Genomic DNA, 15,376 nt, shown 5'->3' with positions numbered 1-15,376 from the left:
GTCACTCCCTCGCAATGGTCAGCGCGATCCCCGCGCGGTCGATATCCGTGCGATCGGCGGGGTCGGCATCCGTGATGATGGCGTCGAACTCGGCCAGATCGGCCAGCACATGCAGCGAGGACCGGCCAAACCGCGCATGGTTCACCAAAAGCACCCGCCGTTCAGCCGCGGCCATCATCGCGCGCTTGGCGCGCACCACCGCCTCATCCATGTGGAAGGCCTGCACCCCCGCCACAGCGGGGGCCGAGATGAAGGCCACATCCGCCCGCAACCGCGACAGGGCATGTTCCGCAACCATGCCGAAAAAGGCGTTGAACTTGGCATTGAAGGCCCCGCCCAGCGCGATCAGCGTGATCCCCGGCGCATCCCGCAGGCCATCAATCATGGCGGCATTGTTGGTGATGATGGTCAGCGGACGCTTTTCCACCAGCGCCGCCCCCAGCAGCGCCGCCATGGAGCCGTCATTGACCAGCACGGTCATCCCCGGCTCCACCAGCGCCAGCGCCGCCCGCGCCATCCGCGCCTTGGCCTCCGCGTCCTGCAGCGCGCGGATGCGGAAATCGCTTTCAAACTGGATGCCCGCCTCGATCGTGGCCCCGCCGCGCACCTTGCGCAACAGCCCCGCCTGTTCGAGATCGTCCAGATCGCGGTGGATCGTCATGCGCGACACGGCAAAGCGTTCGGCCAGCGCGTCCAGATCGGCGGCCCGCGCTTCGACCAGAAGATCCATGATCGCCTGCCTGCGCTCTTCGCGTTTCAACGCCCCACCCACCCGTCGCGCCCTGTCTTATGGCCCCTCTAACACACCATCGTCACATCACAACATGATTCTTGTGATTTTGCGCTGATGTTTTGTGATTTCGTCCAGCCGACCGCCCCACTGTCAAAGTCTGGGCAACCCGATCATCCGCGCCCGCGCGCAGATAAGGCGGCGGCCGCGCGCTGCGGCATCAGCAGCGCCAAGGGACGCAGAGATGACAAAGGATCACTCCCGCAGACGGCCTTTCCCCGGGCCGCGTCCAAACCGACGCCAAAGCGCCGCGCCACCGCGCCCGGGGCGACCCGGTCGCCGCCATCACCCATCGGGGCGCCAGATTGACCGCCGTCCCGCGCGGCTTGGCGGGTGGCTGCGGGGGGGCTGCAGGGACGCAGGCCCTCCATCGGGATCCCCGCGACGCGGGGGCCCGCCGCAACGGCCCCGGGCTGAACTGGCCGCCGCCCAGACCCTGCCACGCGGTCTGCGGCAACGCAAAGCGGCGCGCCGGTGGTGGCCCGGCGCGCCGCACGTTCCCACGGTGGCGCAGTCTCAGGTCGCCTGCGGGCCGGGGAAGGGGAAGTCCAGCGTGCGCGCGTTCAGGAAGGCCTGCTCGTTGAAGCGCAGGAAACGCATCGTGTCGGCGCGGCTGGCAAGGTAGCTGTCCCAGATGCGGCGGGTCAGATCGTCGCCCGCGTCATAGGATTCCTGGATCACCTCGCCCGCAGCCTTGCCCAGCGCCTCCAGCACCGGGCGCTCCAGACGGCGGAACTCCACGCCATGTTCCACGCGCAGCGTCTCCATCGCGCGGCCGGACTGCAGGTCATACTCCACCTTCATATCCTCATGCCCCGCATGGCAGGCCGCGCGGATGATTTCCTGCAGATCGGTCGGCAGTTCCTGGAACTTGGCGGTGTTGAACATCGCCTGCACCGTGCCACCCGGTTCCTGCACGCCGGGGCCATAGCTGATCTTGGCCACCTGGTGAAAACCCATCGGCAGATCGTTCACCGGGCCGATGAATTCCGCCGCATCCACGGCGCCCGACTGCAGCGCGGCAAAGATCTCGCCCCCCGGCAGAAGCACGGGCGTCGCGCCCAGCTTCTTGACCATCTCGCCGCCCAGACCGGGCATACGGATCTTCAGGCCCTGAAAATCCTCGGGCGTGTTGATTTCCTTCTTGAACCAGCCAAAGGACTGGGCCGATGTCTGGCCTGCGGGCATCGAGATGATCCCGAACTGGCTGTTCAATTCGTCCCACAGCTGCTGGCCGCCAGAATGAAGCAGCCATGCCGCCTGTTCATCGCCCGTCATGCCGAAGGGCACGGCGAAGAAGGCCGCCAGCATCGGATGCTTGCCCACATGGTAGAAACTGGCGTCATGGCCCATCTCGGCCGTGCCGTCCATCACCGCGTCCATGCAGCCCAGCGCGGGGACAAGCTCGCCCGCGGCGAAGACGTTGATCTTCATCCGGCCGCCCGACATGGCCTCGATCCGCCGCGCCAGACGCTCGGCCCCCACGCCCACACCGGGCAACCCCTTGGGCCAGCTGTGCACCATGCGCCATTCGATCACCGATTGCGCGATGGCAGGTGCGGCCAGTGTCGTGGCCGCTACCGCCGCGCCCCCGCCCAGCACCGATTTCGTCAGAAAGTCGCGTCTCTTCATCCGGTCCTCCCGCTGCATTGTTGTGAACTGCGGCCGATCGCTCCCCTGACCCGCCACGATGCCGCTGGAGGTGGAGATGGAATGCCGCAGGGCAACGGTCCGACCCGCGGAAAAAGGTCGTTTAGGACAAAACTATCGAAAACTATCATTCGGACCTATTTGATTTAAAAAAACCTATCGCCAACCCTTGTATTCCCCTTGTCCGCGTCAAACTACCGCAATCAGGCCGGGGCGCGTCTGCCCGCGAGAGGCTGAAAAACAACTGCTGCGCGGCGCCATCGGCAGGATCGGCCGCACCGCGCGGCTGACAGGGAGGGGAAGACAGCATGGCAAGGTTGGAGGCCGGCCCCGAGCCGGCTTGGGTGCGCGCATCGGCACGCGTGGTGGCAGTGATCGACGGCATCTGCCGATGGAGCGGCTACATCGTCGCCTGGGCGACGCTGGCCACCGTGCTGTTGTGCTTTGCCACGGTCTATCTGCGCTATGTCATGGGCACGGGCCTGATCTGGCTGCAGGAATCCTACATCTGGACCCATGTCGTGGTGATCGTGCTGGGCGCGGGCTACACGATGATGACCGGCGGCTTCGTGCGGGTGGATGTGTTCTATTCGCATTGGCCGGCACGCAAGCGCGCCCTGTCCGACATGGCGATGACGCTGCTGTTGCTGGTGCCCTTCCTCATCGTCTTCGGCACCGCCGTCTGGACATTCTGGAGCGCCTCCTTCGCCTCGGACGAAGGCTCGCTCAACCCCGGCGGCATGGGGAATTACTGGATATTGAAGGCCTCGCTCATCGGGTTTGTCCTGCTGGTGGGCCTGCAGGGCGTGGCCTTCGTCCTGCGCGGGTTGATGGTGCTGGCAGGGCATGAACGCCACGCTCTGAACCACGGCGGCCACGGCGCCGAACAAACACAATAAGGGCGGGGGGCATAATCATGGATGCGGCACTTCTGGGCCAATTGATGGCGGCGGGTCTGTTCCTGCTGATCATCCTCGTTCTGATGACGGGCTATATCGTGGCCTTCACGCTGGGCGGTCTGGCGATCCTCGTGGGTTTTGCGGGCATCGCGGTGGGGGCCTTCGACCAATCGCTCTTTGCGGCGCTGCCCAACCGGTTCTGGGGGGTGATCACCAACCCCGTCCTTGTCGCGGTGCCGCTCTTCGTCTTCATGGGGGTGGTGCTTGAACGATCCGGCATCGCGGAATCGCTGCTCACCACCATGGGGCAGCTGTTCGGGTCGCTGCGCGGCGGTCTGGCGCTTTCGGTCGTGCTGGTGGGGGCGCTTCTGGCCGCAGCGACGGGCGTGGTCGGCGCCACGGTCGTGACCATGGGCCTGCTCAGCCTGCCTGCCATGATGCGCGCAGGCTATGATCCCAAACTTGCCACTGGCACGATCTGCGCGGCCGGAACGCTGGGCCAGATCATCCCGCCCTCGACCGTGCTCATCTTCCTCGCCGACATCCTGCAAGGCGCGAATTCCGCCGCCCAACTTTCGCTCGGCAATTTCGCGCCTGACACGGTGTCGGTGGGCGACCTCTTTGCCGGGGCCATCCTGCCCAGCCTCGTGCTGGTCGCGGCCTTCATCCTCTACATCGTCTGGAAGGCGATCTTCCACCCGGAAACCTGCCCGCCTGTCGCCATGACCCCGGCCGAAAAGGCAGGCCTCGGCCTGCGCATCGTGGGCGCGCTGATCCCGCCGCTCCTCCTCATCGTGTCGGTGCTGGGGTCCATCGTCACCGGCGTGGCCACCCCCACCGAAAGCGCCAGCGTGGGCGCCGTGGGCGCGCTGTTCCTTGCCGCCGTCAAGCTGTTCGCCGATGCCTATCTGGGGGCCGAGGGCGATCCCAAACGCGACATCCGGCTGTTCTGGTTCTGGCTGGTGGCGATCGCCGTCCTCGGGGCCACGGCCTTTGCCTTCGGGGCGGCCGGCCTTCTGAACACGATGCTGGGTCTTCTCGCGGTGGCGCTGATCGTGATCCTGGCGCGCGGCGATCTGCGGCGCAGCTACCTCCAGACGCTGTTCTATTCGTCGAAATCCACCATGTCGATCACCTCGATGGTGTTCATCATCCTCTTGGGCGCCACCGCCTTTGCGCTGGTCTTCACCCAGCTGGGGGGCAGCGCCATGGTGCAGGGCTTTTTGGAAAACATGCCGGGCGGCCAGTTCGGCGCGTTGTTCGTGGTCTTCTTCATCATCTTCATCCTCGGCTTCTTCCTTGACACGTTCGAGATCATATTCATCGTGATCCCGATCACGGCGCCGGTGCTGCTGATCATGGGGGTAGACCCGATCTGGCTGGGGGTGATGATCGGCTTGCTGTTGCAGACCTCGTTCCTGACCCCGCCCTTCGGCTTCTCGCTGTTCTACCTGCGCGGGGTGGCGCCACGCACGATCACCACACCGATGATCTATCGCGGGGTGATCCCCTTCATCGTGATCCAGCTTCTGGCGCTGGCGGTGCTGTGGATCTTCCCCGATCTGGCGACCTGGCTGCCGAACGAGCTGTTCCGCTCCGACGCGCCGGGAACCGAAGGCGCCCCGCCCCCGCCCCCGTCCTTTGACGAAGGCGGCGGCGAGGATGAGTTCCTCTGAGCCATGCGTGATCTGCCCAGCCTCCGCCAGTTGGAATACTTCGTCGCGCTGGTCGAGGCGGGCAGCTTCAAGGCCGCGGCCGAGCAATGCGGGATCAGCCAGCCCTCGCTTTCGGTGCAACTGGCCACGCTGGAAAAGCGGCTGGGCCAGCGGCTGGTGGAACGCGGGCGGGCGGGCGTGATCCCCACGCTTGCCGGGCGCGAGGTGCACGACCGCGCCCGCGCCATCCTCGAGGCGGCGCAATCGCTCGTGAACCGGTTCGATGTGCCGCGCACCGGCCTGTCGGGGACGATCCGCTTTGGCGCCTCCGGCACGCTGGGGCCTTATCTTCTGCCGCATGTGATCGCGCGCCTGCATGCCCGCCACCCGGACCTGCAACTCTTCATCCGCGAGGCCACGCCCGAAGCGCTGGCCACGGGCCTTGCGCGGGGCGATTTCGACATGATCCTCGTGCAACTGCCCGCGCGCGGGGACGTGGCCCCGATCCGCCTGTTCCGCGAACCGCTGGAAATCGTGGTCGCCCGCGACCACCCCTTCGCGGGCCGCAGCCGCATCCCGCGCGAGGAAATGCGCGGCCAGACCGTGCTCGCCCTCGGCCCCGCCTTCGCGCTGCGCCAACAGGTGGCAGACCTCTGCGAAACGCTGGGGGCGCATCTGCGCACGGATTACGAAGGCACCTCGCTCGATGCCATCCGCCTGATGGCCGGGATGGGGATGGGCATCGCCGTCCTGCCTGCGCTTTATGTCCGCTCCGAGGTGGGGCCGGATGATCGCGACGTCGCGGTGGTATCGCTGGAAGGGCCGCGCACGCTGCGCTCGGTCGGGCTGGTGACGCGGGCCGACACGTCCGATGACGCCGCCCCCCGCATCGCCCGGGTGATCCAGTCGGTGGTGCGCGATGTGTTCGCAGGCACCCTCGTCGTCGAACCGCTGTGATCCTGCGGCGCCATCGCCCGCACGCCCTGCGGCCCGCCCCCCACCGCGAGGCCGGGCGATGACGGCGGCGGCCCGCGCGATCGCCCAAGGCAACAGCTTCGGTCCTCCGGCACCGCAGGTGCGCCGGTCAGAGGCGGGTCACCGTTCCCCACCTCGAACGCCGCAGGCGTCAGGATGTTCAGCCCGTGAAAAGGCCCAACCTTTTCCACGCGAAGCCCTGCAAATCCCTCGCCAGATCCGCGCGGCCACCCTGGCCCGGCGAAACCAGCCACGCGCGCCCGCCTTCAAACCGCATCGCGCCCATGCCAAGCCCTCCCCGACAGGCCTGCACATCAGCGGCCGCAGCCGAACCCGGACAACGCTTTCGCCCGGGCAAGTGGCATAGGGAGTGGGTCTGACGTCGAACCGACTCTGGCAAACTCTTCGGACATCTGCGCAAGTGTCGGTAGCGAAAGCGACGGACCAACACCATGTGGTGGCGTGGGCGCCACCACAACGCGCTCGGCACATCTTCCGCAAGGGCGGTAGGGATAAATTTGTCCGAAGAGGAAACGCGGTTGCCGGACGGTCTGTTTGGTAGGTGCCCCAACAAGGGCGCGAGACAGCTTGACACTGCCGCTAAAGGTTGCTCTTGACTACATAACTTTAACGGATTGATGTTCGCGCCTTAAGTGCCGGTGCGATCTTTTCGCGCGACTGCGATTGCGTCATGACTAACCTATGCGTGGTCTGGGCTCTGGTGTAAACGCACGGGAGATAAGCCTCGAATTGCCCGTTTCGAAAACGCTTCGACGGCCAGGGCAGATTTAAGAATTATGTCAGTCATTACTTAATGGATGTGAGTTAATGAGATGAGAGCCTCCCGCGGCGCGAGAAGAGTAACGCTGTGCGTGGTGGCTTTCTGTGTATTAAATTACATTCTGCACAATCTTGGGTTCGTATTTTTTGGAAGAGAGTTTGCAGACTTGGTACTGCCAAGAGGGCTGCGGCTTGAGATAGGCAGAATGTCTGCTACGCCTCGCTATGCCTCGTTCGCTGATGCTTATGCGAGTTTCCTTGTGGTAATACTCTTCCAAATCATGATCTCCATGGCGATGTTTCTAACGCTTGTCATTCGGCGTGTCTTGGTCGGCCTCAAGGCAATACCGAAACTGGAACTTGAAAATGTTCAACTTCTGGCTGGAGTGTTTCTGGTGCTCGTAGTCATACTCACCTTTATTGTCCCAGATAGCGCTTCGATTGTTTTCAATGAGAATCCCCGATTGGGGGGGAAATCGATCTGTATTAGCACATTGTTCATAGCATGGCCGCTGTTGCTTGTGCTTGTTAGTTTTTGCGGCTTCTTACTGTTTCCAGCGGCGCTAAATCACAACGCAAATTTTCGAGGGAGAGACCCCAACAGCTCAAAGTGATCTTACTAATTCCGTAAGTCAAATCTTTGCAGCTTTGTTGAAACATTTCCGCCTACCGACTGAATAGCCTCATGTTTCCTGGACGCCTTATTCGTTAGAGACCGCTTTCGGGACTTTGCGCGCTAGCCGGTGAAAAGTCCTTCCCGCAAAACCCCCGAAAACAACAGAAGAAACCGGCCGCAGCCGAACCCGGAGAACGCTTTCGCGAGGGCAAGTGGCGGAAGCGGTGGGATTCGAACCCACGGTGCGGTTCCCCGCACGCTGGTTTTCAAGACCAGAGCCTTAAACCACTCGGCCACACTTCCGACGGCGCCCCTGTCCCCGCCCGGCACGCAGCCGGGGACGGGCCGCGCTGGGGCGACTAATCACATTCCAATCCGCCCGTCCAGCACCGACACGCCTCCCTTGCGCATCCGGCTTGGCGCCCAACCGCGCCCCGGGCGGGCACGACCGCGTGAGATTTCCGCCCATCGCCCGCCCCTGCCCTTTCCACCCGCCCGGCCAGACTGTATGCTGCGTGCGTCGGATCGGGTTGACCCGCCGACAGGGCAGGAACAACAACCGACAGGTCTGCGGGCGCGTGTCCGCATCCCGGCCGGAATGCGCGCGGCAAACGCGCGGCGATGGGGCTGAACATGGCAGGTCTTCCGAAAGCGCATCTTGCGCTGCTTCTCTCCGCAGTCACGCTGCTGGCCGCGTGCCAGCCCGGGCAGAACCCCTTCGCCCGCGACCGCGATACAGCCGCAGACGGCGCCAACGCGGCCGCCGCGCCCGCCCGGTCGGTCACGCTTGTGGATACCGATGTCGAGGCGCCCGAGGTCTTTCAGGTCACCGATCAGGCGCTCTGGGACGGGCGGCCCTCTCTGGGCGGCGTCTGGGTCGCCTCGGCCGATGCCGTCGATCCCGAACGGGTGATCCTGCGCAACCCCGCGAATGGCAAATTCGTCATCGGCGCGCTGTTCAAGCGCGAAGCGTTCAACCCCGGCCCGAAGCTGCAGATCTCGTCCGACGCGGCCGAGGCGCTGGGCATCCTCGCCGGTCAGCCGGCCGAGATCAGCGTCACCGCCCTGCGCCGCGAAGAGGCGGCCCCCGCCCCCGATGCCGCCAAACCCCTGCTCGATGCCAATGAAACGCTTGCCGCCGAAGGCAGCGCGTCCTCCGGGGCGGTGACCACCGCCGAAATTGGCGCCGTCGCCACCGCCGCCATCGACGCGGCCGAAGCCGACGGTGACGCCCCGACCGCGCCCCCCGCGCCGGCGATCACCGCGACAGCACCCGCCGCCACCGCCGCCAACGCACCCGCCCCTGCCCCCGCCCCGGCCCCGGCCCCGGCAGGTGACGTCACCATCCAGATCGGCATCTTCTCGGTCGAGGCGAATGCCAACCGCGCCGTCGAAACCCTGCGCAAGGCCGGGGTCAGCGCCAGCGCGCGGCAAGAGACCACCCAAGGCAAGACATGGTGGAGCGTTTCCGCCACCGGCAGCGGCGACCGCGCCGCCCTGCTGACCAAGGTCAAGGGGCTGGGCTTCGCCGATGCCTATCTCACCGGGCGCTGACCCGCGCCATCCCGCCGAAAGGAGACCCGCTTGATCGCCCTCAGCCGCGCCGCCGCTCGTATCCTTGCCCCGCTTGCCGCCCTCATCGCGGTGGCGCTGCTAGCTGCCCTGCCCGCCCGCGCCTTCGAGACGCGCGCGCAGGCGGCGTGGGTCTATGACATGTCGACCCAGACCGTCCTTCTGGACAAGAACGCCGATGTGGCCCTGCCCCCGGCCTCCATGTCCAAGCTGATGACGATCAACATGCTGTTTGAGGCGCTGCGCGACGGCCGCGTGACGCCTGAGACCACCTTCTCCGTGTCCTCACGCGCCAAGGCGATGGGCGGCTCGACCATGTTCCTCAATGAAACCGACCGCCCCACCGTGATGGACCTCGTCCGCGGCATGATCATCAACTCGGGCAACGATGCCTGCGTGGTGGTGGCCGAGGGGCTGGCCGGGTCCGAGGAACGCTTCTCGCAGGAAATGACGGAACGCGCCCGCGCGCTGGGCATGATGAATTCGACCTTCGCCAACGCCTCGGGCTGGCCGGCCGAAGGCCACCGCATGTCGATGCGCGATCTGGGCATCCTCGCCGTCCGCCTGATCAGCGAGTTTCCCGAATACTACCCGATCTTCGCCGAGACCGAGTTCAACTACAAGGATCGCGCCCCGGCCAATGCCAACAACCGCAACCCGCTTCTGCGCATCGCCGCGTCCGACTGGCGGGCTGACGGGCTCAAGACCGGCCACACGTCCGAGGCGGGCTATGGCCTCGTCGGTTCGGCGGTGATGGGCGAGCGTCGGGTGATCTTCGTCATCACCGGGCTCGCCTCCGACAAGGACCGCGCCGAGGAATCCGAGGCGATCGTCAACTGGGCCTTCCGCCAGTTCACCGAAAAGACCATCGTCAAGGCCGGCGCCCGCGTGACGGATGCGCCCGTCTGGCTGGGCGCCGCCGACACCGTGGGTCTGGTGCCTGCCGAAGACGTACGCCTCCTCGTCCCCGCGCAGGTGCAGGACAGCGTCAGCGCCGAGGTGCTGTTTACCGGCCCGGTCGAGGCACCGATCACCGCAGGCCAGCAACTGGGCGAACTGATCGTCCATGTCCCCGATCTGCCCGATGCCCGCATCCCGCTGGTGGCCGAGGCCGACGTGGCAAGGGGCGGCTTCAGCAAACGGCTGACCACCGCCGCGCAGCGCCTGATGCAGCAATACCTGTCCGACGCAGGCAGCGCCGAACCCAGCCCCGCCCCTGCCCCCGCCTCGTGATGGCGGGGCGTTTCCTCAGCTTCGAAGGGATTGACGGTTCGGGCAAATCCACACAGGCCCGCCGTCTGGCCGCCGCCCTACGCGCGCGCGGCCATGCCGTCACGCTGACGCGCGAACCCGGCGGATCACCGGGGGCCGAGGAAATCCGCCGCCTCGTCCTCGAAGGCGACCCCGACCGCTGGTCGCCCGAGACCGAGATCCTCCTGTTCACCGCCGCCCGTCGCGACCATATGGAAAAGACGATCCGCCCCGCGCTGGCCCGCGGCGATGTGGTCATCACCGACCGTTTCGCCGACAGCACGCGCATCTATCAGGGCATCACCCGCGGCGATCTGGCGGGCACCGTGGACCGGCTGCATGATCTGATGATCGGCACCGAACCCGACCTGACCATCCTTGTCGATATCGACCCCGCCCTTGGCCTGTCGCGCGCCCGCGCCCGCGCAGGCACCGAACTGCGCTTCGAAGACATGGGGCTCGACACCCAGACCCGCATGCGGGCGGGCTTTCTAGCCCTCGCCAGCCGCCACCCCCGCTTCCGCCTGATCGACGGCGCCCGGTCCGAGGATGCGGTGGCCGACGACATCCTGTCCACCGTCCTGCCGCATCTGGGCTGACCATGGCCGCCACCGCGCCGGAAGACATCCCCGAACCTGATCGCATCGAAGGCGCGCCCCACCCGCGCGAAACCCCGCGCCTGTTCGGCCATCCGGGGGCCGAGACTGCCTTCCTGCAGGCCTTCAACAGCGGGCGCATGCATCACGGCTGGCTCATCACCGGCCCGCGCGGGGTGGGAAAGGCCACGCTCGCCTGGCGTCTGGCGCGCTTCCTGCTGGCTGCGCCCGCCGATGACGGCGGCCTCTTCGGCGCCCCCCCGCCGCCAGATACGCTGGATACGCCCGAGGATGATGCGCTGGCCCGCCGCATCCGCGCGCTGGCCGAACCGCGCCTGTTCCTGCTGCGCCGCCCATGGGATGACAAGGCCGCCCGCCTGAAGCAGGACATCACGGTGGACGAGGTCCGCCGCATGAAATCCTTCTTCACCCTCTCCGCCGCCGACGGGGGCCGTCGCGCCGCCATCATCGACGCCGCCGATGACATGAACCCCAGCGCCGCCAACGCGCTTTTGAAACTCCTCGAAGAACCGCCCCCCGGCGCCACCTTCCTGCTCATCACCCACCAACCCTATCGCCTGCTTCCCACGATCCGCTCGCGCTGCCGCGAATTGCGCCTCACGCCCCTCGGCCCCGATGCGCTGGCGCAGGCGCTGACACAAGCCGGGGGCGAGGTCGCGCCCGAAGACACCCAACCGCTGGCCGAACTGGCCGGTGGTTCGGTGGGCGAGGCGTTCCGCCTCACCAATCTTGACGGGCTGAAACTCTACGCGGCCCTCATCGCGCTTCTCTCCACCCTGCCCCGCCTTGATCGGCCCCGCCTTCTGGCGCTGGCCGAAGCCGGGGCCGGGCGCGGGGCCGAGGCGCAGTTCGACCTGATCCTGTCCCTGATCGACCTCTTCCTCACCCGCCTCGCCCGCGCCGCCGCCACCCGCCAACTGCCGCCCGAGGCCGCGCCGGGCGAAGCCGCCCTCATCACCCGCCTTTCCGCGGCCCCCGATGCCGCCCGCCGCTGGGCCGACATCGCCCAGACACTCGCCGCCCGCGCCCGGCGCGGCAAATCGGTCAACCTTGACCCTGCCGCGCTTCTCATGGATATGGTGCTGAAACTGGAAGAGACGGCGGGAACGCTCGCCCATGGGTGAGCCGCAGATGACCACCGATCCCCGCCCGGAACTTGTCGACAGCCACTGCCATCTCGACTTTCCCGATTTCGCCGAAGAACTTCCCGACGTGATCGCCCGCGCCCGCGCCGCAGGCGTGCGCCGCATGGTCACGATCTGCACCCGCCTGCGCAACGAACCCGCCGTCCGCGCCATAGCCGAGGCGCATGACGGCGTCTTCTACGCCGCAGGCACCCACCCGACGAGCGCCGCCGAAGAACCCCTCGCCACTGTCGATCAACTGGTGGCCCTCGCCCGGCACCCCAAATTCGTAGGCATCGGCGAAACCGGGCTTGATTACCACTACACCGCCGACAGCGCCGCGGTGCAGAAAACCTCGCTCCGACTGCACATCACGGCGGCGCAGGAAACCGGCCTGCCGCTGATCATCCACGCCCGCGCGGCGGATGACGACATGGCCGCGATCCTGACCGAAGGCTACCGCGACCGCCCCTATTCCTGCGTCATGCACTGCTTCTCGTCCGGCCCCGCGCTGGCCCGCACGGCGCTCGATCTGGGCTTCTACCTGTCCATGTCCGGCATCGCGACCTTCCCGAAAAGCCAGGAGCTGCGCGACATCTTCGCCGCCGCCCCCGTGGACCGCATCCTTCTGGAAACCGACAGCCCCTATCTTGCGCCCATCCCCCATCGCGGCAAGCGCAACGAACCGGCCTATATCGCCTTCACCGCCCGGACCGGCGCCGCCCTCTACAATATGACCGAGGCCGAATTCGCCGCCCAGACCACCGCCAATTTCGACCGGCTCTTCCCCCGCGCCGCCCTGCGGGCAAGGGCCGCCTGATATGGCCACGCTGCGCTTCACCATCCTTGGCTGCGGATCGTCGGGCGGTGTGCCGCGCCTTGGCCCCCCCGGCGGCGACTGGGGCGCCTGCGACCCGTTCAACCCCAAGAACCGCCGCCGCCGCTGTTCGCTGCTCGTGGAACGCGAAACCAGCGACGGCACCACCCGCGTGCTGATCGACACCACCCCCGACATGCGCGACCAGTTGCTGGATGCCGGTGTCGGCACGCTGGACGCGGTGATCTACACCCATTCCCATGCCGATCATGTCCATGGCCTGGATGACCTGCGCCAGATCGTGTTCAACATCCGCCGCCGCCTGCCCGTCTGGGCAGATGGCCCCACGCAAGAGGCGCTGATCGCCCGCTTCGGCTATGCCTTCGTCCAACCCGCAGGCAGCCCCTACCCCCCCATCCTCGACCTGAACGCCATCGACGGCGACATCGCGATCCACGGCGCGGGCGGCACGCTGCACTTCACCCCCTTCACCGCCAATCACGGCAGCATCGACGCGCTGGGGTTCCGCATCGGCCCCCTCGCCTACCTGCCCGACGCCGTGCATATACCCCCGGAAAGCTGGCCCATCCTCGATGGTCTCGATTGCTGGATCGTCGATGCCCTGCGCCGCAAGCCGCACCCGACCCATGCCCATCTCGACATGACGCTGGACTGGATCGCCCGCGCCCAGCCCGCCCGCGCGGTGATCACCAACATGCACCACGATCTCGACTTCGCCACGCTGGAAGACGAACTTCCCCCCCATATCCGCCCCGCCCATGACGGCATGGTGATCAGCTACGAAAATCAGGCCTAGGGACGTGGAAGCCCTTCTCGACGTCATCCTTCCGGTCTTTCTGGTGATCGGCATGGGCTATGCCGCCGCCCGCGCCCGCCTCTTCGACGACAGCGCCGTGGACGGCCTGATGCGCTATGCGCAGAACTTCGCCGCGCCGACGCTGCTATTCGCCTCCATCGCGCGGCTGGACCTTGCCGCCACCTTCCAGCCTGCGCTGTTTCTGTCCTTCTACATCGCGGCCTTCACCAGCTTTGCCGTGGCCTTCGCCTGCGCCATCCTGGTCTTCCGCCGCCCCGTCACCGACGCCACCGCCATCGGCTTCGTCGCGCTGTTTTCGAACTCGCTCCTCCTCGGCGTGCCGATCACCGAACGCGCCTATGGCGCCGATGCGCTGGCGGGGAACTTCGCCATCATCTCGATCCACTCGCCGCTCTTCTACGGCTTCGGCATCGCGCTGATGGAATGGGCCCGCACCCGCGGGCAGGGCCTCTCCGGCCCCGCGCTCGCGCGTCAGATCCTGCGCGCAATCTTTTCCCAGCCCCTCGTCCTCGGCATCACGGCGGGCTTCCTCGTCAATCTCTCCGGCCTGCCCCTGCCGCAGGTCGCGTGGTCGGCGGTGGACCTGGTCGCCGCCACCGCCATCCCCACCGCGCTCTTCGGTCTGGGCGGCGTCCTGCTGCGCTACCGCCCTGATGGCGACTTCCGCATCATCGCCATGCTCTGCGCCTGCTCGCTCGTCCTGCATCCGGGATTGGCCTATCTCCTAGGCCGCTTCGCCTTCGGCCTCGATACGCCGGGCCTGCGCTCGGCCGTCATGACCGCCGCCATGGCGCCCGGCGTCAACGCCTTCCTCTTCGCCAATCTCTACGGCGTGGCCAAGCGCGTCGCCGCCTCCACCGTCCTCATCGCCACCGCCCTGTCGATCGGCAGCATCTGGGTCTGGCTGCAACTCCTGCCCTAAGGCCCGCCGCCGGGCGATTGACGCCGCCACCGGGCGGCCCTAGCCTCTGCCGCGTCAGTGCGTAAACGGTAGGGGGTTTAAAATGTTCAACGTCGCCGCGGGCCAGCATTACACGCGTTTCTTCGAAGGCCTGCACCGATCCTGCATCTTCGACTGGTACATGGAGGTGGGCTGCCGCAGCGGGCGCACCTTCGGCCCCGTCCGCAGCCGGACCATCGCCGTCGATCCCTATTTCCGCACCGAAGGCAACATCATCGGCGCCAAGCCCGCGCTGCACGTCTTCCAGCAGACCAGCGACGATTTCTTCGCCTCGGGGTTCCTGCGCGCCATGAACATCCAGCTGTCCTTCAGCTTTCTGGACGGCATGCACCTGTTCGAATTCCTGCTGCGCGATTTCATGAACGCCGAGGCGCACAGCCACGAAAAGGGCGTCATCGCGCTGCATGACTGCTGCCCCTCCAATCTGGGCATGACAACGCGCGATCTGGACAACCTGCCAAAGGGCGCATGGACGGGCGATGTCTGGAAACTGATCCCGATCCTGCAGGAATACCGCCCCGACCTCAGGATCACGGTGCTCGACTGCCGGTCCACCGGGCTGGTCCTGATCTCCAACCTCTCTCCCGGCAATCCCGTGCTGCGCCAGAACTACGACGCCATCCTCGCCCGCTATGTGCCGCTCACGCTTGATGCCTTCGGGATGGACCGCTTCGCCAGCAGCTTCCAGCTGACCGATGCCCGCGCCTATGCGCAGGCGGGCTATCCCGACTTCACCGCCATCGCCAAGCCGGGCAAGTCCTTTCAGGCACCGAAACCCACCGTCCCCTGACACGGTCAGAAACGAAAAAGGGCGCGCCCATCCCGGCGCGC

General features: G+C 66.5%; 14 protein-coding genes and 1 tRNA gene. 12 read left to right on the top strand and 3 right to left on the bottom strand.

The genetic code is table 11. The annotated features are described in order from the left end of the window. Position 1: 1 nt before the first annotated feature. Positions 2-772, bottom strand: coding sequence for a DeoR/GlpR family DNA-binding transcription regulator (locus GU920_RS11455; protein ID WP_328799257.1), 771 nt, complete (start codon positions 770-772; stop codon positions 2-4). 534 nt (positions 773-1,306) lie between these two features. Next, positions 1,307-2,422 (bottom strand): TRAP transporter substrate-binding protein, encoded by a 1,116-nt coding sequence (locus tag GU920_RS11450; protein WP_161767138.1) that lies wholly within the window; start codon positions 2,420-2,422, stop codon positions 1,307-1,309. A gap of 326 nt (positions 2,423-2,748) precedes the next feature. Here GU920_RS11450 and GU920_RS11445 point away from each other — a divergent pair, with 326 nt between their 5' ends. The 4 genes from GU920_RS11445 to GU920_RS11430 all read left to right on the top strand — a co-directional run bounded on the left by GU920_RS11445 (position 2,749) and on the right by GU920_RS11430 (position 7,363). Next, positions 2,749-3,339 (top strand): TRAP transporter small permease subunit, encoded by a 591-nt coding sequence (locus GU920_RS11445; protein WP_161767137.1) that lies wholly within the window; start codon positions 2,749-2,751, stop codon positions 3,337-3,339. Positions 3,340-3,356: 17 nt separating this feature from the next. Then, the gene (locus GU920_RS11440) at positions 3,357-5,015 is read left to right on the top strand and encodes a TRAP transporter large permease (RefSeq protein WP_161767136.1); all 1,659 of its coding nucleotides are present in this window, start codon (positions 3,357-3,359) and stop codon (positions 5,013-5,015) included. A 3-nt stretch (positions 5,016-5,018) separates the two neighbouring features. Then, a complete protein-coding gene (locus tag GU920_RS11435; RefSeq protein ID WP_161767135.1) occupies positions 5,019-5,951 on the top strand; it encodes a hydrogen peroxide-inducible genes activator in 933 nt (310 codons plus the stop codon). 851 nt (positions 5,952-6,802) lie between these two features. Continuing rightward, on the top strand, positions 6,803-7,363 hold the full coding sequence (locus tag GU920_RS11430; RefSeq protein ID WP_161767134.1) for a hypothetical protein: 561 nt from the start codon (positions 6,803-6,805) through the stop codon (positions 7,361-7,363). A gap of 215 nt (positions 7,364-7,578) precedes the next feature. Here the strand turns inward: GU920_RS11430 and GU920_RS11425 are convergent. Beyond that, a tRNA-Ser gene (locus tag GU920_RS11425) sits at positions 7,579-7,668 on the bottom strand. A gap of 330 nt (positions 7,669-7,998) precedes the next feature. Between GU920_RS11425 and GU920_RS11420 the strand changes: the two genes are divergently transcribed. The 8 genes from GU920_RS11420 to GU920_RS11385 all read left to right on the top strand — a co-directional run bounded on the left by GU920_RS11420 (position 7,999) and on the right by GU920_RS11385 (position 15,335). Continuing rightward, positions 7,999-8,919: an SPOR domain-containing protein gene (locus GU920_RS11420; RefSeq protein WP_161767133.1), complete on the top strand. Its 921-nt coding sequence runs from the start codon at positions 7,999-8,001 to the stop codon at positions 8,917-8,919. Between the two features lie 30 nt (positions 8,920-8,949). After that, the gene (locus tag GU920_RS11415; protein ID WP_201744089.1) at positions 8,950-10,170 is read left to right on the top strand and encodes a D-alanyl-D-alanine carboxypeptidase family protein; all 1,221 of its coding nucleotides are present in this window, start codon (positions 8,950-8,952) and stop codon (positions 10,168-10,170) included. Continuing rightward, positions 10,170-10,787, top strand: a complete 618-nt coding sequence (gene tmk / locus GU920_RS11410; RefSeq protein WP_161767132.1) for a dTMP kinase — start codon at positions 10,170-10,172, stop codon at positions 10,785-10,787. Before GU920_RS11415 ends, tmk begins: the two co-directional genes overlap by 1 nt. A gap of 2 nt (positions 10,788-10,789) precedes the next feature. Further along, on the top strand, positions 10,790-11,929 hold the full coding sequence (locus GU920_RS11405; RefSeq protein ID WP_161767131.1) for a DNA polymerase III subunit delta': 1,140 nt from the start codon (positions 10,790-10,792) through the stop codon (positions 11,927-11,929). Between the two features lie 7 nt (positions 11,930-11,936). Beyond that, complete coding sequence (locus tag GU920_RS11400; protein ID WP_161767130.1) at positions 11,937-12,749, top strand: TatD family hydrolase; 813 nt, start codon at positions 11,937-11,939, stop codon at positions 12,747-12,749. A gap of 1 nt (position 12,750) precedes the next feature. Then, positions 12,751-13,563, top strand: a complete 813-nt coding sequence (locus GU920_RS11395; RefSeq protein ID WP_161767129.1) for an MBL fold metallo-hydrolase — start codon at positions 12,751-12,753, stop codon at positions 13,561-13,563. A gap of 4 nt (positions 13,564-13,567) precedes the next feature. Beyond that, complete coding sequence (locus GU920_RS11390) at positions 13,568-14,506, top strand: AEC family transporter (RefSeq protein ID WP_161767128.1); 939 nt, start codon at positions 13,568-13,570, stop codon at positions 14,504-14,506. Positions 14,507-14,588: 82 nt separating this feature from the next. Then, complete coding sequence (locus tag GU920_RS11385) at positions 14,589-15,335, top strand: class I SAM-dependent methyltransferase (RefSeq protein ID WP_161767127.1); 747 nt, start codon at positions 14,589-14,591, stop codon at positions 15,333-15,335. The last annotated feature ends 41 nt before the right edge of the window (positions 15,336-15,376 follow it).

The organism is Paragemmobacter ruber, assembly GCF_009908315.1.
Taxonomy (GTDB): Bacteria; Pseudomonadota; Alphaproteobacteria; order Rhodobacterales; family Rhodobacteraceae; genus Paragemmobacter; species Paragemmobacter ruber.
The sequence above is the reverse complement of the archived record's forward strand: the minus strand, read 5'-3'. Positions and strand labels throughout refer to the sequence as shown.